The following is a 19,002-nucleotide window of genomic DNA, read 5'->3' on the forward strand; positions in this document are numbered from 1 at the left end:
GCGCGGCGGCGGGGGGGTGGTTGTTTTGGGGGGGGGGGGGGGGGGCCCGGGGGGGGGGGGGTTGTGGGGGGGGCGCGGGGGGGGGCCCCCCCCGGCCCCCGCCCCCCCCCCACGATGGGCGCTGTAGAAGGGCCAGCCTCAGCCGAAGACGGCGAGGCTCTTCGCCTTGCCCCGCTGGTCCTCGACGAGCGCCAGGAGCTTCCCCCCGGGTCCGAAGACCGCGACGGCCCCCTTCGGGTATTCCGGCATCTCCAGGCGGACGCCGTTGAGCAGGAGCTTGGCCCGCTTCTCGTCGACGTCCCAGCGCGGGAACGCCGCCGCGGCCGCCTCGGCGACCGGCATGACCGTGAGGTCCTCCTGGAGCTGGTCCAGGGTCCTGGCGGAGTCCAGCTTGTACGGGCCGACCCGGGTGCGGCGCAGGGCGGTCAGGTGGCCGCCCACACCGAGTCCGGCGCCGAGGTCCCGGGCGAGCGCCCGGATGTACGTGCCGGAGGAGCAGACCACCGAGACGACCAGGTCGACGACGGGGGTGCCGTCCTCGGCGGTCGCCTCGCGCACGTCGTACACCCGGAAGGAGGAGACGGTGACCGGGCGGGCCGGGATCTCGAACTCCTCGCCGCCGCGCACGCGCGCGTAGGACCGCTTGCCGTCGATCTTGATCGCGGAGACCTTCGACGGCACCTGCATGATGGCGCCGGTCAGCTCGGCGACGCCCGCGTCGATCTGCTCGCGGGTGACCTTCGAAGCGTCGACCGACGCCGTGATCTCGCCCTCGGCGTCGTCGGTGATCGTCGTCTGGCCCAGGCGGATGGTGCCCAGGTACTCCTTCTCGGTCAGCGCGAGGTGACCGAGCAGCTTGGTCGCCCGCTCCACGCCGAGGACGAGGACGCCCGTGGCCATGGGGTCGAGCGTGCCGGCGTGGCCGACGCGCCGGGTCCTGGCGATCCCGCGCATCTTGGCCACGACGTCGTGCGAAGTGAAGCCCGACGGCTTGTCGACGATGACAAGGCCGTCGGGCGTCTTCTCTACGGTGCTCATTCGGCGGCTTCGTCCTCGCCCGGCTTCTTGTAGGGGTCCGCCTCGCCCGCGAAGGCGGCGCCCGAGGACGCCTCCCGCACCTGGGCGTCGGAGGCACGCGCCTTGTCGAGGAGGTCCTCGATCGTCTTGGCGTTCTCCGGGAGGGCGTCGGCCACGAAGGTCAGGGTCGGGGTGAACTTGGTCCCCGCCGCCCGGCCCACGGCCGAACGGAGGATGCCCTTGGCGCTCTCCAGGCCGGCCGCGGCGCTCGCGCGCTCCTCGTCGTCGCCGTAGACCGTGTAGAAGACCGTGGCCTCCCGCAGGTCACCGGTGACGCGGGTGTCCGTGATGGTCACGTGCGTACCCAGGCGGGGGTCCTTGATGCCGCGCTGCAGCTTCTCGGCGACCACCTCCCGGATGAGGTCTGCCAGCTTCTTCGCCCGCGCGTTGTCGGCCACTGGTCCTTCTCCTTCTTTGCCTTGCTCAAATCAGTCTTCATCAGTGTGGAGCCTGCGGCGCACCGAAAGCAGCTCCACCTCCGGGCGTGCGGCGACGAGCCGCTCACAGCGGTCGAGCACGTCCGATACGAACCCCGCGTCCCCGGCCACCAGCGCGACGCCCAGCCGGGCCCTGCGATGGAGGTCCTGATCGCCCACCTCGGCCGCGCTCACGGAGAACTTGCGCTGGAGCTCGGCGACGATGGGCCGGACGACGGAGCGTTTCTCCTTCAGCGAATGAACGTCGCCGAGGAGCAGGTCGAAGGACAGAGTCCCCACGTACATGTGGTGCCGGATGTCCCGCCGGTTCGGGTTCGGTGGCCTGCCACGCCGTCGCTTGGCAGGGACACCAGAACCGTACACGCAACGGCCGGGGCCGATCGACGGAATAACTTCCGCCGACCGGCCCCGACTCAGTGCTGCGATCGGACGCGATCAGGCGCGCGGCTTCTCGCGCATCTCGTACGTCGCGATGACGTCGTCGATCTTGATGTCGTTGAAGTTTCCGAGGTTGATACCGCCCTCGAAGCCTTCGCGGATCTCGGTGACGTCGTCCTTGAAGCGGCGCAGACCGTGGATCGTGAGGTCCTCGGCGATGACCTTGCCGTCGCGGACGAGGCGCGCCTTGGTGTTGCGCTTGACCTCGCCGGAGCGGATGAGGACACCGGCGATGTTGCCCAGCTTGGACGAGCGGAAGACCTCGCGGATCTCCGCCGTACCGAGCTCGACCTCTTCGTACTCCGGCTTGAGGAGACCCTTCAGGGCCGCCTCGATCTCCTCGATGGCCTGGTAGATCACCGAGTAGTACCGGACGTCGACGCCCTCGCGCTCCGCCATCTGCGCGGCACGGCCGGCCGCACGGACGTTGTAGCCGATGACGATGGCGTCGGAGCCCATCGCCAGGTCGATGTCGGACTCGGTGACCGCACCCACACCGCGGTGCAGGACCCGGATGTCGACCTCTTCGCCGACGTCGAGCTGGAGCAGCGAGGCCTCGAGAGCCTCGACCGCACCGGACGCGTCGCCCTTGATGATGAGGTTGAGTTCCTGGACCAGACCGGCCTTGAGCACCTTGTCGAGGTCCTCGAGGGACACCCGGCGGACGCGCTTGGCGAAGGCGGCGTTGCGCTCACGCGCAGCGCGCTTCTCGGCGATCTGGCGGGCCGTGCGGTCCTCGTCGACGACCAGGAGGTTGTCGCCGGCTCCCGGCACGTTGGTGAGACCGAGCACCAGGACGGGAGTCGACGGGGCCGCCTCCTCGACGTTGTTGCCCTTGTCGTCGAGCATCGCCCGGACGCGGCCGTACGCGTCGCCGACCACCACGGTGTCGCCGATGCGCAGCGTTCCGCGCTGGACCAGGACGGTCGAGACGGCACCGCGACCGCGGTCGAGGTGGGACTCGATCGCAATACCCTGCGCGTCCTGGTTCGGGTTGGCCCGAAGGTCGAGCGAGGCGTCGGCGGTGAGGATCACGGCCTCCAGCAGGGAGTCGATGTGCAGACCCTGCTTGGCGGAGATGTCGACGAACATCGTGTCGCCGCCGTACTCCTCGGCCACCAGACCGAACTCGGTCAGCTGACCGCGGACCTTGGTCGGGTCCGCGCCCTCGACGTCGATCTTGTTGACCGCGACGACGATCGGGACGCCGGCGGCCTTGGCGTGGTTGAGCGCCTCGATCGTCTGCGGCATGACGCCGTCGTTGGCCGCGACCACGAGGATCGCGATGTCGGTCGACTTCGCACCACGGGCACGCATGGCGGTGAACGCCTCGTGACCCGGGGTGTCGATGAAGGTGATGCGACGCTCTTCGCCGTTGACCTCGGTACCCACCTGGTAGGCACCGATGTGCTGGGTGATGCCACCGGCCTCGCCCGCGACGACGTTCGTCTTGCGGATCGCGTCGAGCAGTCGGGTCTTTCCGTGGTCGACGTGACCCATGACGGTGACGACCGGCGGACGGGAGACCAGGGCCTCTTCGCCGCCCTCGTCCTCGCCGAACTCGATGTCGAAGGACTCGAGGAGCTCGCGGTCCTCCTCCTCCGGGGAGACGATCTGAACCTGGTAGTTCATCTCGTCGCCGAGCATCTGCAGCGTGTCGTCGGAGACGGACTGCGTCGCCGTGACCATCTCGCCGAGGTTCATCATCACCGCGACGAGCGACGCCGGGTTGGCGCCGATCTTCTCGGCGAAGTCGGTGAGGGAGGCACCGCGCGACAGGCGGATGACCTCGCCGCCACCGCGGGGAAGCATCACGCCGCCCACGGACGGGGCCTGCATGGCCTCGTACTCCTGGCGCCTCTGACGCTTCGACTTGCGACCACGACGCGCGGGACCGCCGGGGCGACCGAAGGCGCCCTGCGTGCCACCACGGCCACCCGGACCGCCGGGACGGCCACCGAAGCCACCGGGACGACCGCCGAAGCCGCCGCCACCGCCGCCGGGACCACCCGGACGACCGCCGCCGCCACCGGGACCACCGGGACGGCCGGCGAAGCCGCCGCCGCCACCGCCGGGACCGGCCGGACGACCGGCGAAGCCGGGACGACCGCCGCCACCACCGCCGGGACCACCCGGACGGCCGCCGGGGCCACCGGGGCCACGACCGCCGGGGCCGGGACGCGGGCCGGCAGCGGGACGCTGCGGCATCATGCCCGGGTTCGGACGGTTACCGCCGGGCGCGCCGCCCGGACGGGGAGCCTGCGGACGAGGCATGCCACCGGGGGTGGGACGGGCACCGCCCTGACCCTGCGGACGCGGGGCGCCACCGGGGCCACCCTGCGGACGCGGGGCGCCCGGAACGGCACCGGGGCCGCCGGGACGGGGAGCGCCGCCACCCGGACGGGGCGCCTGCGGGCGCGCCATTCCGGTGGAGCCACCCGAGGTGAAGGGGTTGTTGCCCGGACGGGGACCGGCCGGACGGGCACCGCCCGGACGGGGGGCCTGCTGGCCGCCGGGACGCGGAGCGCCCTGGCCCTGCGGGCGGGGGGAACCCTGACCCGGGCGGGCGGGACGCTCGCCGGTGGGACGGGGACCCGGGGCGGCGCCACCGGGACGCTGACCGGCGGCGGGAGCCGACGGGGGCGCGGTGAACTCCGGGGCGGCCGGAGCCGGGGTGACCGGCTTGGGCGCGGGCTTCGGGCCCGGGCGGGGGCCCGAGGCGGCCGGAGCCGGAGAGGGGGTGCTGCTCGCCGGCGCGGCCGGCGCGGCCGGGGCCGCAGGCGCGGCGGGGGCCGGCTTGGGGGCCGGGGCGCCGGGCTTGGGGGCAGCGGGACGTGCCGCGGCAGCCGGAGACGGCGCCGCGGGGGAAGGCGTCGCCTTGCGGGGCGCGCCGGGCTTGGCAGCGGTCTTGCCGGCGTTGCCACCGGGACCCTGCAAAGCGTCAGTCAACTTGCGCACGACCGGCGCCTCGATCGTCGAGGACGCCGAACGGACGAATTCACCGAGTTCTTGGAGCTTGGCCATGACGACCTTGCTCTCCACACCGAACTCCTTGGCGAGTTCGTATACCCGGACCTTAGCCACTTCGCTCCTTTATAGGTCCGGTTACCGCCGGACCGTCGCTACTTCATGGGCGTACTCATCGCGTACTCATCGAGTGCTCATCGCAATCTCGACCTACTTCCAACTCGCGAGGTACCTGACCGCACGGTGTTCCGTGCCGTACTTCTTTTTCACTGCGGTGCCGTCTGCCCGACGTGGTGGCGGAGTGCCTCCGTGTCGAGCGGCCCCTGGACCTTGAAGGCCCTCGGGAAGGCCCGGCGGCGGACCGCCAGGTCGAGACAAGCCACGGCGGGGTGCAGGTACGCACCCCGGCCGGGCAGCGTACCGCGATGATCAGGAACGCACTCGTCCTTGTTCATCACGATCCGCAGCAGATCGCTCTTGGCCGCTCGCTCCCGGCATCCCACGCAGGTTCGCTCAGGGCACGCGCAGGCATGCGTCCGGCCAGACACTATTAGTCTACCTCCCCGTACCGACCCCACCCGTTCAGGGCAAGAATCGAACAGTTGTTGGCCAAAAACGGTCTCAGCCCTGCTGCTCGGCCGGCTCCGTGTCCGGACGGATGTCGATCCGCCAGCCGGTGAGACGCGCGGCGAGGCGGGCGTTCTGGCCCTCCTTGCCGATCGCCAGCGACAGCTGGTAGTCCGGCACCGTGACCCGCGCGGAGCGGGCCGCGAGGTCCACGACCTCGACCTTGGAGACCCGCGCCGGGGAGAGCGCGTTCGCCACCATCTCGGCCGGGTCGTCCGACCAGTCGACGATGTCGATCTTCTCGCCGAGCAGCTCCGCCATCACGTTGCGGACGCGGCTGCCCATCGGGCCGATGCAGGCGCCCTTGGGGTTCAGGCCCGAACGGGTGGAACGGACGGCGATCTTCGTGCGGTGACCGGCCTCACGGGCGATCGCCGCGATCTCGACCGAACCGTCGGCGATCTCCGGCACCTCCAGGGCGAAGAGCTTCTTCACCAGGTTGGGGTGCGTGCGCGAGAGGGTGACGGACGGACCGCGCACGCCCTTCGCCACCCGGACGACGTACGTGCGCAGCCGCAGACCGTGCGTGTAGTCCTCGCCCGGCACCTGCTCCTGCACCGGAAGGATGGCCTCCAGCTTGTCGTCCAGCTTGACGAGGACGTTCTTCGGGTCCTTGCCCTGCTGCACCACACCGGCGACGACATCGCCCTCACGGCGCGCGTACTCGCCGAAGGTCACGTCGTTCTCGGCGTCCCGCAGACGCTGCTGGATGACCTGACGGGCGGTGCTCGCCGCGATCCGGCCGAAGTCCGACGGGGTGTCGTCGAAGTCCTTGGGCTCCTGGCCCTCCTCCAGGTCGGAGGGGTCCTCCTTCGCCCACACCGTCACGTGACCGGTCGCCCGGTTCAGTTCCACGCGCGCGTGGCGACGGGCGTCGGGGGTGCGGTGGTACGCGATGAGGAGGGCCGACTCGATCGCCTCGACCAGCATCTCGAAGGAGATTTCCTTCTCCTGTGCCAAGCCCTTCAGGAGCTTCACGTCGATGTCCACGGCTACGCCTCCTCTTCCTTCTTGTCCTTGCGGTTGAACTCGATCTCGACACGCGCCTTCGTGATGTCGGCGAACGCGACCCTGCGGGCGGTGGGCTTGCGCCCCTTCACGCCCGGCACCTCGGTGTCGAGGCCGTCCTCGTCCACCGCGAGGATGCGGGTGACCAGGTCCCCGCCCTCGGCGAGCTGGAGCTTCACCAGACGGCCGGTGGCGCGCACGTAGTGGCGGTGCTCGCTCAGGGGGCGGTCGGCGCCCGGGGAGCTGACTTCGAGGACGTACTCGCCCTCGCCCATCACGTCGGTCTCGTCGAGCTTCTCGGAGATCGCGCGGCTCAGCTCGGCACACACGTCGAGCTCCACGCCCTCGTCCGAGTCGACGACGATCCGCAGCAGTCCGCGACGGCCGGCCCGGGACATCTCGATCTCTTCCAGATCCAGGTCCTTGGCGGCGACGAGCGGCTCCACGATTCCGCGCAGCCTGTCGCTCTGGGTGGTGCTCATCCGGGTGACTCCTCGGCCGCGTGTGCTGTTGTGGGTTCGTCGCGTGTCAGACCAAAGGGTATCCGGTCCGGGAGGGTGTTGCCGTCCATCGCCCCGGGGCCCGCGGGTACGCTCGCCTGCGGTGATCTCGACGATCTTCGGCGACGTACGGCAGACGGGGAGAGCAGGCGTGAGGACGACGGGCAGACGCGCACTCCTCGTGGCGGGTGCGGCGGCGGGCGCGACCGCCCTCGCCGGGTGCACCTCCCCGTCCGGCGGGCAGCCGCGACGGCCGGACGCCGCCGAGCTCGCGGCCGCACGCGCGGCGCGGGCCGAGGCGGCCCTGCGCCTGCGGGCCGTGACCGCCGCGCGCGGCCTGCTGGAACGTTACGACGCCGCGCTCGCCGCCCACCCCGCCCTGGCGCCCCGCCTGACCCCGCTGCGGGGCGCGGTGGCGGAGCACGCGAAGGCCCTCGGCGAGGGCGGCACGACGGCGGGGCCCACGACGGAGCCGCCGGCGGAGGCCACCCCGGCGGCCCTCGGCTCCCCCACGCCCGGCAGGACGGCCCCCGGGAAGTCCGCCACGCGGAAGCCGGCGGGCTCCCCCGCGCCCGTACGGGTGGCGGCCGACCCCCGGGCCGCGCTCAGGGAGCTCGCCGCCGCCGAGCGCGCGGCCGCCGACGGACACACGGCCGCCCTGCTCGGCGCCCCGCCCGAGTACGCCCGGCTGCTCGCCTCCGTGGCGGCCTCCGGCGCCGCCCACGCCTACCTGCTGACCGAAGGAGCCCGCGGATGAGCGCCCTCGTCGCGACCCAGGCCGCGCTGGCCGCCGAGCACGCCGCGGTGTACGGGTACGGGGTCGTCGGCGGCCGGATCGGCACCGAGCGGCGGGCCGAGGCCACGGCCGCGTACGAGGCGCACCGGGCCCGGCGGGACGCGCTGCGCCGGAGCGTGCGGGACCTCGGCGGGGTGCCGGTGGCGGCGGAGGCCGCGTACGAGCTGCCCTTCGGGGTCGCGGACCCGGCCGGGGCCGTGCGGCTCGCGGCGGTCCTGGAGGACCGGGTGGGCGGGGTGTACTCCGATCTCGTCCGCGCCACCGAGGGCCGTGCGCGGGGCGAGGCGGCCGCCGCGCTGCGGGAGGCGGCGGTACGCGCGGTCCGCTGGCGCGGCAGCGACGTAACCTTTCCTGGGCTCGCCGAGCGGGTGCAGGCCCCCTGACCGAGTGCCGCCCCGACCGAAGGAACTACGTACGCATGGGTTTCGAACCGCCGCAGCGACTGGCCAGGACGCTCGGTGCGGCGTACGGGGAGGCCGTGGCGGCCGAGTGGCTCGGGAAGCTGCCCGGGCTCACCGAGCAGGCGCTCGCCGTCGCCTCCCTCGACGCCGAGCGGGTGCTGGCCCCCGGTGGCCGGAGCAGCCTGGTCGTGCTCGTCCGGCGCTCCGACGGCTCCCCCGCCGCGCTCAAGGTCGCGCCCCCGTTCACCCGGCCCGGCCTCGAACGGGACGCGTTGGCGCACTGGAACGGCTGGGGGGCGGTCCAGCTCCTCGACGGGGCCGGGGAGGGCGCGCTCGTCCTCGAACGGCTCCACCCCGAGGTCTCCCTGCGCTCGCTGCCGGAGGCGAAGGCCCTCCTGGAGGCCGCGGGCACCGTACGGAAGCTGTGGGTCGAGCCTCCGGCGGAGCACGGCTTCGAGACGGTGGCGGACCGGACGGCCGGGCAGGCCTCGGCCATGGACGCCTACCGGGACGACGCGGCGGCCGGCGCGCTGGCGGCCGCGGCGCTGGCGGCCCGCGAGGAGCTGGTCGCGGCCGGGACGGAGACGGTGCTGCTGCACGGGAACTTCCGGCAGGGCAAGGTGCTCGCCGGCGACCGGACGCCCTGGCTGGCCGTCGGTCCCGAGCCGCTGGTCGGCGAGCGGGCCTACGACCTCGCCCGGCTCGTACGGGACCGGGTCGAGGACCTGGTGGCCGCGTCCTCGGGGGCCTCCGCGGCGCGGCGGCGGGTGAACAAGCTGGCGGACTCCCTGGACCTGGACCGGGAGCGGCTGCGCGGCTGGACCCTGTTCCGCGCGGTGGAGTCGGCGACGCGGGCGCTGACGGAGGGGCGGCGGCAGGACGCCGAGCTGCTCCTGGAGTTCGCGAGCTGGCTGTGAGTTCGCGAGCCACTTGCGGGGTAATACCCTTTTTGTAACGTTCGGCTCGATTACAGGGGGCCGTGATGATCGAAGAGGTACTGGCGGCGGCGGCCGGCGCGGCCGCGGTGATCGCCGTGTACGCGGGCGCCGCCTCGCGGGTGGTCAAGCAGTACGAGCGCGGCGTCGTCTTCCGCTTCGGCAGGCTGCGCGGTGAGATCCGGTCCCCGGGCTTCACGACGATCATTCCGTTCGTCGACCGCCTGCACAAGGTGAACATGCAGATCGTCACGATGCCGGTGCCCGCGCAGGAGGGCATCACCCGGGACAACGTGACGGTGCGGGTGGACGCGGTCGTGTACTTCAAGGTCGTCGACGCGGCGGACGCGCTGGTGCGGGTCGAGGACTACAGGTTCGCGGTCTCGCAGATGGCGCAGACCTCGCTGCGTTCGATCATCGGCAAGAGCGACCTCGACGACCTGCTGTCGAACCGCGAGCAGCTCAACCAGGGCCTCGAGCTGATGCTCGACAGCCCGGCGATGGGCTGGGGCGTCGCGATCGACCGGGTCGAGATCAAGGACGTGTCGCTGCCGGAGACGATGAAGCGCTCGATGGCCCGGCAGGCGGAGGCGGACCGGGAGCGGCGGGCGCGGGTCATCAACGCGGACGCGGAGCTCCAGGCGTCGAAGAAGCTCGCGGAGGCGGCGGGTGTGATGTCGGCGGAGCCGGCGGCGCTGCAACTCCGGCTGCTGCAGACGGTGATGGCGGTGTCGGCGGAGAAGAACTCGACGCTGGTCCTGCCGATCCCGGTGGAGCTGCTGCGGTTCCTGGAACGGGCGACGCCGGCGGCTCCGGCACGTGCGGAGCAGGCGGCGGCGGAGGCCCCGGCTGCGCCGGAGCCGATCACGGGGCCGCTGAGCGAGGCGTACCTGAAGGGCCGGGCGGCGGCGGAGGAGTCCGTCGAGGACCTGACGGGGACCTCGGTCGAACCGTCCCCCCGCGAGGGCGACCTCTGAGCCGCACGGAAGAGGGCGGGACCCGCGCGGGTCCCGCCCTCTTCCTCGTCCTAGGCCGTCAGGCGGGCGAGCGCCTCGTCGACGGTGAGCTCCTCGCGCTCGCCCGTCCGGCGGTCCTTCAGCTCCACCACTCCCTCGCCCGAGCGGCGGCCCGCGACGAGGATCTTCGGGACGCCCATGAGCTCGGCGTCGGTGAACTTCACGCCCGGGGAGACGCCCGCGCGGTCGTCGACCAGGACGCGCAGGCCGGCCGCGGAGAGCTTCTCCGAGACCTCCAGGGCCAGCTCGATCTGGAGCGCCTTGCCGGCGGCGACGACGTGGACGTCGGCCGGGGCGACCTCGGCCGGCCAGCACAGGCCCTTCTCGTCGGCGGTCTGCTCGGCGAGCGCCGCGACCGCGCGGGAGACGCCGATGCCGTACGAGCCCATGGTCACGCGGACCGGCTTGCCGTTCTGGCCGAGGACGTCGAGCTTGAGGGCGTCGGCGTACTTGCGGCCCAGCTGGAAGATGTGGCCGATCTCGATGGCGCGGTCCAGCTTGAGGCCGGTGCCGCAGACGGGGCACGGGTCGCCCTCCTGCACGACGACGACGTCGACGTACGCGTCGACCTCGAAGTCACGGCCCGCGACGACGTTCTTCGCGTGCATGCCGTCCTTGTTGGCGCCCGTGATCCAGGCGGTGCCGGGGGCGACGCGCGGGTCGGCGAGGTACGTGACCTTGTCGAGGCCCTGCGGGCCGACGTAGCCGCGGACCAGGTCGGGGCGGGCCGCGAAGTCCGTCTCCGTGACCATCTCGACCGTGGCGGGGGCGAAGTGCGCCTCGACCTTGTCCAGGTCGACCTCGCGGTCACCGGGGACGCCGACCGCGACGATCTCGCCGTCGACCTTCACCAGGAGGTTCTTCAGGGTCGCGGAGGCCGGCACGCCGAGGGAGGCCGCGAGGGTCTCGATCGTCGGGGTGTCGGGGGTGGGGATCTCCTCGGCGGCGGCGACGGCGGAGCCGTCCACCGGCTTGAGCGCGTAGGTGATCGCCTCGGTGTTCGCGGCGAAGTCGCAGTTCGGGCAGTCGGCGAAGGTGTCCTCGCCGGCCTCCGCCGGGGCGAGGAACTCCTCGGACTTCGAGCCGCCCATCGCGCCCGCGGTGGCGGCGCAGATGCGGTAGTCGAGGCCGAGGCGTTCGAAGACGCGCTGGTAGGCGGCGCGGTGCAGGGCGTACGACTGGGCGAGGCCCTCGTCCTCCGTGTCGAAGGAGTACGAGTCCTTCATGAGGAACTCGCGGCCGCGCAGGATGCCGGCGCGGGGGCGGGCCTCGTCGCGGAACTTGTTCTGGATCTGGTAGAGGATCACCGGCAGGTCCTTGTAGGACGAGCACTGGTCCTTCACCAGGAGGGTGAAGATCTCCTCGTGGGTCGGGCCGAGGAGGTAGTCGCCGCCCTTGCGGTCCTGGAGGCGGAAGAGCTCGGCGCCGTACTCGTCCCAGCGGCCGGTCGCCTCGTACGGCTCACGGGGCAGCAGCGCGGGCAGGGTGACCTCCTGCGCGCCGATGGCGTCCATCTCCTCGCGGACGATCCGCTCGACGTTGGAGAGGACCTTCTTGCCGAGCGGCAGCCAGCTCCAGATGCCGGCGGCGGTGCGGCGGACGTAGCCGGCGCGGACGAGGAGCTTGTGGCTGAGGACCTCGGCGTCCGCCGGGTCGTCGCGCAGCGTCTTCGCCATCAACTGGGACATGCGCTGGACCGGTGCGTTGGCCATGGTTCTCGTACTCCTGCCGGAACTGGGGGTCCCCCCTGCCCGAGCGCAGCCGAGGGCTTGGGGGAGGTGATGGCCCGAGGTTAGCCGGGCCGCCCCTGGCAGGAGAAATCAGTTCCGGCGCCTGAGCGGCAGCGCGGCGCCCATGACCGCGTACGGGCGGGGCGCGCTCGGGAAGTGCACCTGACGGGCGAGGTCCTGGTAGCCGAGCGCGCGGTAGAGGCCGCGGGCGGGGCTGTCGGTGTCGATCGCGGAGAGGATCGAGCGGGGTTCGGCGGCGCCGTCGGTGATGGTGGTGATCAGACCGCGGCCCACGCCCCGGCCCTGGAAGTCGGGGTGGACGTGGAGCTCGGTGATGACGAAGGAGTCGTCGAGCCAGTCGGCGGTGCCGGTGGCGCGCAGGTACGTCTCGACGACGGTGGACCACCAGTGCGTGCGGTCGTTGGGCATCCCGTACACGAAGCCGACGAGCCGCCCGTCGGGGGTGGTGGCCCCGTAGCTGCGGGCGCCGGGGCTGAGGAGGTGGCGCAGCACGATGTGGCGGCGTACGGCGACCTCGCCCGCGTCCAGGCCGAAGGCGACCGCCTGCACGGCGAGGGCCTCGTCCACCCGGGCGGCGAGGTTGACCGGACCGATCACGACCTGTGCGTCATCCATGCGGCGCACCCTACAAGCGCCCGCCCGCCGCGCACACCTCGTTCAGAACAGCACGCTCATGAAGGCGCCGGTCTCCCGGAAGCCGACCCGGCGGTACGCGGCCCTCGCCGGAACGTTGAAGTCGTTGACGTACAGGCTCACGACGGGCGCGACGTCGGCCAGGGCGTACCGGAGGACGGCGGCCATGCCGGTCTCGGAGAGGCCCTTGCCGCGGTGCTCGGGGGCGACCCAGACGCCCTGGATCTGGCAGGCCTGGCGGGTGGCGGCGCCGATCTCGGCCTTGAAGACGACCTTGCCGTCCTCGATGCGGGCGAAGGAGCGGCCGGCGCCGACCAGCTCGGCGACGCGGGCCTGGTAGAGCAGTCCGCCGTCGTTGGCGAGCGGGGAGACGCCGACCTCCTCGGTGAACATGGCCACGCAGGCGGGCATGATCGCCTCCATCTCGTCCTTGCGGACGCGGCGCACCAGCGGATCGGGCACGACGGTGGCGGAGGGCTCCTCGGCGATCATCAGGGGCTGCCGGGCCCGGACGTCCCTCGCGGGGCCCCAGCTGGGCTCCAGGAGCCGCCACAGCTCGCTGGTGGCCTCGACGGGGCCGACGATCGAGGAGCAGCGGCGGCCGATCCTGCGGGCCCGGTCGGCGAAGGCGCGGACGGCTTCGGGGGTGGCGCAGAGGGGCACGAGGTTGGCGCCGGAGTAGCAGAGGGAGCGGAGTCTGCCCTCGGTGTACCAGCCCCACATCTCGCCGCCGAGGCGCCAGGGGTCGAGTCCGGCGACCTGGACGCGGGCGGTCACGAAGGCGTTCTCGACGGGGGCGCTCTCCAGGACGGCGAGCGCGGCGCCGAGGTCGGCGGGTTCGAGGACCCGAGTGGTGGTCTCTGTCAGCACGAGGGGGCCTCACGGGACGGATCTGCTGGTCTCCGCACTGTACCCCCGTGCCCCGCGGCGGGGCCCGTCACAAGCGCGAAGCCCCTTCGCCCGGTGGGGCGGAGGGGCTTCGCGCACGGTGCTGCGGGGCGGTCAGGCGCCGATGGCGACCGACGGCTCGCCGCTGGCGACGCCGTCCTTCTCCATCTGCTCGGCGATCTTGAGCGCCTCTTCGATGAGGGTCTCGACGATCTTCGACTCGGGGACGGTCTTGATGACCTCGCCCTTCACGAAGATCTGGCCCTTGCCGTTGCCGGAGGCGACGCCGAGGTCGGCCTCGCGGGCCTCGCCGGGGCCGTTGACGACGCAGCCCATGACGGCGACGCGCAGCGGGACGGTCATGCCGTCGAGGCCGGCGGTGACCTCCTCGGCCAGCTTGTACACGTCGACCTGGGCGCGGCCGCAGGACGGGCAGGAGACGATCTCCAGGCGGCGCTGGCGCAGGTTCAGCGACTCCAGGATCTGGATGCCGACCTTGATCTCCTCGGCCGGCGGGGCGGAGAGCGAGACGCGGATGGTGTCGCCGATGCCCTGGGAGAGCAGGGCGCCGAAGGCGACGGCCGACTTGATGGTGCCCTGGAAGGCCGGGCCCGCCTCGGTGACGCCGAGGTGCAGCGGGTAGTCGCACTGGGCGGCGAGCTGGCGGTAGGCCTCGACCATGACGACCGGGTCGTTGTGCTTGACCGAGATCTTGATGTCGCGGAAGCCGTGCTCCTCGAAGAGGGACGCCTCCCAGAGGGCCGACTCGACGAGCGCCTCGGGGGTGGCCTTGCCGTACTTCTTCAGCAGGCGGGCGTCGAGCGAGCCGGCGTTGACGCCGATGCGGATCGGGACGCGGGCGTCGCCGGCCGCCTTGGCGATCTCCTTGACCTTGTCGTCGAACTGCTTGATGTTGCCCGGGTTGACGCGGACGGCCGCGCAGCCGGCGTCGATCGCGGCGAAGACGTACTTCGGCTGGAAGTGGATGTCGGCGATCACGGGGATCTGCGACTTCCGGGCGATGGTCGCGAGCGCGTCGGCGTCGTCCTGGGTCGGGCAGGCCACGCGCACGATCTGGCAGCCGGAGGCGGTGAGCTCGGCGATCTGCTGGAGCGTGGCGCCGATGTCGGAGGTGCGGGTCGTCGTCATCGACTGGACGGAGACGGGCGCGTCACCGCCGACGGCCACGCTGCCGACCTGGATCTGGCGGCTCTTGCGCCGCTCGGCGAGCCGGGTCGGAACGGTCGGGATACCGAGAGAAATCGCGGTCATCTGAAGTGCAACCTCAAGGTTGTGCGTCGGCGGGCTCAGGTCTCCGAGGTTACCGCCCCGGGGGCGGGGGGCCTGACACCACCGGGTGCGGCCCCCCTGGGAGCTACGTGATCTTCACCGGGTTGACGATGTCGGCGGCGAGGACGAGCAGCGTGAAACAGACGAAGACACCAGCCACCACGTAGGCGGCGGGCATCAGCTTGGCCACGTCGAACGGGCCGGGGTCGGGGCGCTTGAAGATCCGGGCCGTGTGGCGGCGGACGGACTCCCACAGGGCGCCCGCGATGTGACCGCCGTCGAGCGGCAGCAGCGGGAGCATGTTGAACAGGAACAGCGAGACGTTGAACATGACCAGCAGGTTCATGAACATCACGAGGATCGTCGTCGGCGGCGCCTCGACGGTCATCAGCTCGCCGGTGATCCGGGCGGCGCCGAGCACGCCCACCGGGGAGTCGTCGGCGCGCTCGCCGTCGCCGAAGGTGGCGTCCCACAGACCGGGGATCTTGCCCGGGAGCGCGATGACCGAGTGGACGCCGTTCTCCAGGAGGTCGGTCATCCGCTCGGTGGTCTCGCCGAAGGAGAGGGGCGCGACCTCGGTCTTGGAGGCGAATCCGAGGTAGCCGGCGTCGATGTAGTCCACCGGCTGGACGACCTTGCCGTCCGCGTCCTTCCTCGGCACCTTGTTGGAGACGAGCGTGGGGTGCAGGTCGACGCGCTGTCCGGCGCGCTCGACGGTGACCGTGGCCGGGCCGATGGTCTCGCGGATGCGGTCGGAGAGGGTGTCCCAGTCGGCGACGGGGGTGCCGTTGAAGGCGACGATCCGGTCGCCGTCCCTCAGGCCGGCCTTGAACGCCGGGGACACCGGGTCGCCCGCCGCGCACTTCTCGCGCTTCTCGCTCTGCTTGATGACGCACTTCTGGACGCCGGCGACCTGGGTCGTCTGGCCCTCGATGCCGAGGGTCATCATCGAGCCGAAGAACAGCGCCGCCGCCAGGACCAGGTTCATGAACGGCCCGGCGAACATCACGATCACACGCTTCCACGGCTTGCGCGTGTAGAAGAGGCGGGTCTCGTCGCCGGGTTCGAGCTCCTCGTACGACGCCTCGCGGGCGTCCTCGATCATGGAGCGCCAGGGCGAGGTGGAGCGGGCCTCGATCTTGCCGTCCTCGCCCGGCGGGAACATGCCGATCATGCGGATGTAGCCGCCGGCCGGGACGGCCTTGATGCCGTACTCGGTCTCCCCGCGCTTCCTCGACCAGATCGTGGGGCCGAAGCCGACCATGTACTGCGGCACGCGGATGCCGAAGAGCTTGGCCGTGGAGAGGTGGCCGAGCTCGTGCCAGGCGATGGAGACGAGCAGGCCGAGGGCGAACAGCACGATGCCCAGGGCGTACAGGAGCATTTCGGTCATGCGCGGGCCTCCGCTGTTGCCTTCGCTGCGAGCTCACGGGCCCGGGCGCGCGCCCAGGTCTCCGCTTCGAGGACGTCCGACACGGTGAGGGAGGTTCCCCGGGCGGGAACGCCGTGTTCCGTGACGACCGCGGTGACCGTGTCCATGATGCCGTTGAACGGCAGCCGTCCGGCGAGGAACGCCTCGACGCACTCCTCGTTCGCCGCGTTGAAGACGGCGGGGGCCGTACCGCCCAGGGTGCCCACGTGCCGGGCCAGGCCGACGGACGGGAAGGCCTCGGTGTCGAGCGGGAAGAACTCCCAGGTGGAGGCCGTGGTCCAGTCGAAGGCGGGGGCGGCGTCCGGGACCCGCTCGGGCCAGCCGATGCCGATGGCGATCGGGCCGCGCATGTCCGGCGGGGTGGCCTGGGCGAGCGTGGAGCCGTCCGTGAACTCGACCATCGAGTGCACGTACGACTGCGGGTGGACGACGACCTCGATGCGGTCGAACGGAATGTCGTAGAGCAGGTGGGCCTCGATGACCTCCAGGCCCTTGTTCACCAGGGTCGCGCTGTTCACCGTGATCACCGGGCCCATCGCCCAGGTCGGGTGGGCGAGCGCGTCCTCGCGGGTGACGTGGGCCAGCTGGTCGCGCGTACGGCCGCGGAACGGGCCGCCGGAGGCGGTGACGACCAGCTTGCGGACGTCGGCGCGGGTGCCGGCCGCGAGCGCCTGGAAGAGGGCCGCGTGCTCGGAGTCGACCGGGATGATCTGGCCGGGCTTGGCGAGCGCCTTCACCAGGGGGCCGCCGACGATCAGCGACTCCTTGTTGGCGAGGGCGAGCGTGCGGCCCGCTTCGAGGGCGGCGAGGGTCGGCGCCAGGCCGATGGAGCCGGTGATGCCGTTGAGGACGGTGTGGCACGGCGACGCGGCCAGCTGCGTGGCGGCGTCCGGACCGGCCAGCACCTCCGGCAGCGGCTCGGAGCCGTACAGCGCCTTCAGCGCGTCGCGCAGCTCCGGCAGCGCCTCCTCGCGGGCGACCGCGACCGCGGCGACCCTGAGCCGGTGCGCCTGCTCGGCGAGCAGTCCGATCCGGCCGCCGGAGGCGGCCAGGGCGGTGACCCGGAAGCGGTCGGGGTTGCGCAGCACCAGGTCGATGGCCTGGGTGCCGATGGACCCGGTCGAACCGAGGACGACGATGTCCCGGCGTCCTTCGGAGACGTCGAAGGCGATGTGCGGGTCGGCGAGAGGAGAGGGGCGGTCGCTCATGCCCCCCATTCTTGCCGCAAACGCTGTGCGGTCTTCACGGGGTGCGGGCGAACGCCTCGAACACGCGGTGGAAGTCGGGGAACGTCTTCTTCACGCAGCCGGGGTCGTCGAAGGTGATCCCCGGGGTGCGCAGCGCCGTGACCGCGAAGGACATCACGATCCGGTGGTCGCCGTGGGTGGCGATCTCGACGGGTCCGGCCGGGGTGCCGGGCCGGATCTCGATCCAGTCCGGGCCGGTCTCCACGGTGATGCCGAGGCGGCGCAGGTTCTCGGCGCAGGCGTCGAGCCGGTCGCACTCCTTGACCCGGGTGTTGGCGACGTCCTCGATGCGGACGGGCCCGTCGGCGAACGGCGCGATCGCGGCGAGGGTCGGCATGGTGTCCGAGATGTCCCGCATGTTGACGGTGAGTCCGCGCAGGCCGCCGGTGGAGCGGACGGTCGTGCCGGCGGCGGTGGTCTCGACCTCGGCGCCCATGCGGCGCAGCACGTCGACGAAGGCCAGGTCGCCCTGGAGGGCGCCGGTACCGAGGCCGGGGACCGTGACGGAACGGCCCGGTTCGAGGGCCGCCGCGGCGAAGAAGTAGCTGGCCGTGGAGGCGTCGGGCTCGATGCCGTAGGTGAGCGCCCGGTAGCCGGTCGGGGCGACGCGGTACGTGCGTCCCTCCCGGGTGACCTCGGCGCCGAACGCCCGCATCATCGCGAGGGTGATCTCGACGTACGGCTCCGAGACCAGGTCCGTGACGGTGATGTCGAGGCCCTCGGCGGTGAGCGGACCCAGCATGAGCAGCGCGGTGAGGTACTGCGAGGACTGCCCGGCGTCGAGCGTCAGCGCGCCGCCCTTCACTCCGGCGGCGTGGACGTCGAGCGGGTGGTGGCCCTCGCTCCCGCCGTGCCGGAGGTCGACGCCGAGCTCGCGCAGGGCGGTGCTGAGCGGGCCGAGGGGGCGACGGCGCATCTGCGCGGAGGCGTCGAAGCGGTACGTGCCGTGACCGGCGGCGGCGAGGGTCGGCAGGAAACGGGCGGTGGTGGCGCCGTCACGGCAGTAGACGTCGGCGGTCTCCACGCCGGGACCCGCGGGGCGGCCCTCGATGTGCCAGGCGCCGGGCTCGCGGCGGACGGCGTAGCCGAGGGCGGTGAGGCCCTCGGCGAATCCCTCGGTGTCGTCGGAGACGAGCGGACGCAGGAGGGTGGTGGTGCCCTCCGCTGCGGCGGCGAGGAAGAGCGCGCGGGCGGTGACGGACTTGGAGCCGGGGATGTCGATGACGGTCACGGGCGACATCCTGCCGTGACGGGCGCCGCGCGCGTGCCGGGGTCCGCCACGTGGACGCGCCGCGTCGCCGGCCCCCGGTCCCGCAGGGCCCCGCACCCGCGCCCCGCACGGGCCCCGCGCCCGCGCCCCGCACGGGCCTCCCGCCCGCACCCGCGCCGGGCCTTCGCCCACTGCCCGCGTGGGCCCGCGCCCGGCGGGGCGGTGCCCCGCGCCCCGTGTGGGCCGCCTCCCGGTGCCCGTGTGGGCAATCGTCCCGCTGGGGCGGGACGGGTGGGCACACGGGACGGCGCCCTCTCGCGGCGCCTCCGCGTTCCGCGCCTGGACCCGC

Annotated in this window: 18 protein-coding genes; 4 read left to right on the top strand and 14 right to left on the bottom strand. The window is 72.5% G+C overall.

The annotated features are described in order from the left end of the window. Positions 1 to 138: 138 nt before the first annotated feature. The 7 genes from truB to rimP form a co-directional block, all read right to left on the bottom strand. The gene (gene truB, locus ACFV2S_RS33800; protein WP_385568313.1) at positions 139 to 1,038 is read right to left on the bottom strand and encodes a tRNA pseudouridine(55) synthase TruB; all 900 of its coding nucleotides are present in this window, start codon (positions 1,036 to 1,038) and stop codon (positions 139 to 141) included. Next, positions 1,035 to 1,475: a 30S ribosome-binding factor RbfA gene (gene rbfA / locus ACFV2S_RS33805; protein WP_329850685.1), complete on the bottom strand. Its 441-nt coding sequence runs from the start codon at positions 1,473 to 1,475 to the stop codon at positions 1,035 to 1,037. Before rbfA ends, truB begins: the two co-directional genes overlap by 4 nt. A 30-nt stretch (positions 1,476 to 1,505) precedes the next feature. Continuing rightward, the gene (locus ACFV2S_RS33810) at positions 1,506 to 1,799 is read right to left on the bottom strand and encodes a DUF503 domain-containing protein (protein WP_362415579.1); all 294 of its coding nucleotides are present in this window, start codon (positions 1,797 to 1,799) and stop codon (positions 1,506 to 1,508) included. A gap of 150 nt (positions 1,800 to 1,949) precedes the next feature. Next, on the bottom strand, positions 1,950 to 5,036 hold the full coding sequence (gene infB / locus ACFV2S_RS33815) for a translation initiation factor IF-2 (RefSeq protein WP_385568320.1): 3,087 nt from the start codon (positions 5,034 to 5,036) through the stop codon (positions 1,950 to 1,952). 149 nt (positions 5,037 to 5,185) lie between these two features. Beyond that, positions 5,186 to 5,467 carry a YlxR family protein gene (locus ACFV2S_RS33820; protein ID WP_383783924.1) on the bottom strand — a complete coding sequence of 94 codons (282 nt, stop codon included), beginning with the start codon at positions 5,465 to 5,467 and terminating at the stop codon, positions 5,186 to 5,188. Positions 5,468 to 5,540: 73 nt separating this feature from the next. Further along, the gene (nusA, locus tag ACFV2S_RS33825; protein ID WP_385568325.1) at positions 5,541 to 6,536 is read right to left on the bottom strand and encodes a transcription termination factor NusA; all 996 of its coding nucleotides are present in this window, start codon (positions 6,534 to 6,536) and stop codon (positions 5,541 to 5,543) included. A gap of 2 nt (positions 6,537 to 6,538) precedes the next feature. Continuing rightward, positions 6,539 to 7,036: a ribosome maturation factor RimP gene (rimP, locus tag ACFV2S_RS33830; protein WP_383783920.1), complete on the bottom strand. Its 498-nt coding sequence runs from the start codon at positions 7,034 to 7,036 to the stop codon at positions 6,539 to 6,541. A 124-nt stretch (positions 7,037 to 7,160) separates the two neighbouring features. Between rimP and ACFV2S_RS33835 the strand changes: the two genes are divergently transcribed. The 4 genes from ACFV2S_RS33835 to ACFV2S_RS33850 all read left to right on the top strand — a co-directional run bounded on the left by ACFV2S_RS33835 (position 7,161) and on the right by ACFV2S_RS33850 (position 10,163). Then, positions 7,161 to 7,811: a hypothetical protein gene (locus ACFV2S_RS33835; RefSeq protein ID WP_385568368.1), complete on the top strand. Its 651-nt coding sequence runs from the start codon at positions 7,161 to 7,163 to the stop codon at positions 7,809 to 7,811. Beyond that, on the top strand, positions 7,808 to 8,233 hold the full coding sequence (locus tag ACFV2S_RS33840) for a ferritin-like domain-containing protein (RefSeq protein ID WP_385568329.1): 426 nt from the start codon (positions 7,808 to 7,810) through the stop codon (positions 8,231 to 8,233). Before ACFV2S_RS33835 ends, ACFV2S_RS33840 begins: the two co-directional genes overlap by 4 nt. Before the next feature lie 35 nt (positions 8,234 to 8,268). Further along, positions 8,269 to 9,168 carry an aminoglycoside phosphotransferase family protein gene (locus ACFV2S_RS33845; RefSeq protein WP_385568333.1) on the top strand — a complete coding sequence of 300 codons (900 nt, stop codon included), beginning with the start codon at positions 8,269 to 8,271 and terminating at the stop codon, positions 9,166 to 9,168. A 65-nt stretch (positions 9,169 to 9,233) separates the two neighbouring features. Beyond that, positions 9,234 to 10,163, top strand: coding sequence for a slipin family protein (locus ACFV2S_RS33850; protein WP_385568337.1), 930 nt, complete (start codon positions 9,234 to 9,236; stop codon positions 10,161 to 10,163). A 50-nt stretch (positions 10,164 to 10,213) separates the two neighbouring features. On the opposite strand, the gene ACFV2S_RS33855 is transcribed toward ACFV2S_RS33850, so the two are convergent. The 7 genes from ACFV2S_RS33855 to aroA all read right to left on the bottom strand — a co-directional run bounded on the left by ACFV2S_RS33855 (position 10,214) and on the right by aroA (position 18,674). Next, entirely contained in the window at positions 10,214 to 11,914 is a 1,701-nt protein-coding gene (locus ACFV2S_RS33855) for a proline--tRNA ligase (RefSeq protein WP_385568340.1), read from the bottom strand. 108 nt (positions 11,915 to 12,022) lie between these two features. Then, on the bottom strand, positions 12,023 to 12,568 hold the full coding sequence (locus ACFV2S_RS33860) for a GNAT family N-acetyltransferase (protein ID WP_383799028.1): 546 nt from the start codon (positions 12,566 to 12,568) through the stop codon (positions 12,023 to 12,025). Positions 12,569 to 12,610: 42 nt separating this feature from the next. Beyond that, positions 12,611 to 13,456, bottom strand: coding sequence for a GNAT family N-acetyltransferase (locus ACFV2S_RS33865; protein WP_385568345.1), 846 nt, complete (start codon positions 13,454 to 13,456; stop codon positions 12,611 to 12,613). 132 nt (positions 13,457 to 13,588) lie between these two features. Further along, positions 13,589 to 14,746, bottom strand: a complete 1,158-nt coding sequence (gene ispG / locus ACFV2S_RS33870) for a flavodoxin-dependent (E)-4-hydroxy-3-methylbut-2-enyl-diphosphate synthase (protein WP_385568350.1) — start codon at positions 14,744 to 14,746, stop codon at positions 13,589 to 13,591. Positions 14,747 to 14,849: 103 nt separating this feature from the next. Then, positions 14,850 to 16,157 carry a M50 family metallopeptidase gene (locus tag ACFV2S_RS33875; RefSeq protein ID WP_383799037.1) on the bottom strand — a complete coding sequence of 436 codons (1,308 nt, stop codon included), beginning with the start codon at positions 16,155 to 16,157 and terminating at the stop codon, positions 14,850 to 14,852. Further along, positions 16,154 to 17,404: a 1-deoxy-D-xylulose-5-phosphate reductoisomerase gene (gene dxr, locus ACFV2S_RS33880; RefSeq protein WP_385568354.1), complete on the bottom strand. Its 1,251-nt coding sequence runs from the start codon at positions 17,402 to 17,404 to the stop codon at positions 16,154 to 16,156. The genes ACFV2S_RS33875 and dxr overlap by 4 nt, the downstream gene beginning before the upstream one ends. A 34-nt stretch (positions 17,405 to 17,438) precedes the next feature. Continuing rightward, on the bottom strand, positions 17,439 to 18,674 hold the full coding sequence (aroA, locus tag ACFV2S_RS33885; RefSeq protein WP_385568358.1) for a 3-phosphoshikimate 1-carboxyvinyltransferase: 1,236 nt from the start codon (positions 18,672 to 18,674) through the stop codon (positions 17,439 to 17,441). Positions 18,675 to 19,002: the final 328 nt, after the last annotated feature.

It is taken from the genome of Streptomyces sp. NPDC059695 (genome assembly GCF_042733785.1).
Lineage (GTDB): Bacteria > Actinomycetota > Actinomycetes > Streptomycetales > Streptomycetaceae > Streptomyces.

What these genes read in the sequence shown, in the direction of transcription:
- truB (WP_385568313.1), bottom strand. Translation starts at nt 1,038, where the DNA reads ATGAGCACCGTAGAGAAGACGCCCGACGGCCTTGTCATCGTCGACAAG.
- ACFV2S_RS33810 (WP_362415579.1), bottom strand. Translation starts at nt 1,799, where the DNA reads ATGTACGTGGGGACTCTGTCCTTCGACCTGCTCCTCGGCGACGTTCAT.
- rimP (WP_383783920.1), bottom strand. Translation starts at nt 7,036, where the DNA reads ATGAGCACCACCCAGAGCGACAGGCTGCGCGGAATCGTGGAGCCGCTC.
- ACFV2S_RS33840 (WP_385568329.1), top strand. Translation starts at nt 7,808, where the DNA reads ATGAGCGCCCTCGTCGCGACCCAGGCCGCGCTGGCCGCCGAGCACGCC.
- ACFV2S_RS33845 (WP_385568333.1), top strand. Translation starts at nt 8,269, where the DNA reads ATGGGTTTCGAACCGCCGCAGCGACTGGCCAGGACGCTCGGTGCGGCG.
- ACFV2S_RS33850 (WP_385568337.1), top strand. Translation starts at nt 9,234, where the DNA reads ATGATCGAAGAGGTACTGGCGGCGGCGGCCGGCGCGGCCGCGGTGATC.
- ACFV2S_RS33855 (WP_385568340.1), bottom strand. Translation starts at nt 11,914, where the DNA reads ATGGCCAACGCACCGGTCCAGCGCATGTCCCAGTTGATGGCGAAGACG.
- ACFV2S_RS33860 (WP_383799028.1), bottom strand. Translation starts at nt 12,568, where the DNA reads ATGGATGACGCACAGGTCGTGATCGGTCCGGTCAACCTCGCCGCCCGG.
- ispG (WP_385568350.1), bottom strand. Translation starts at nt 14,746, where the DNA reads ATGACCGCGATTTCTCTCGGTATCCCGACCGTTCCGACCCGGCTCGCC.
- ACFV2S_RS33875 (WP_383799037.1), bottom strand. Translation starts at nt 16,157, where the DNA reads ATGACCGAAATGCTCCTGTACGCCCTGGGCATCGTGCTGTTCGCCCTC.
- dxr (WP_385568354.1), bottom strand. Translation starts at nt 17,404, where the DNA reads ATGAGCGACCGCCCCTCTCCTCTCGCCGACCCGCACATCGCCTTCGAC.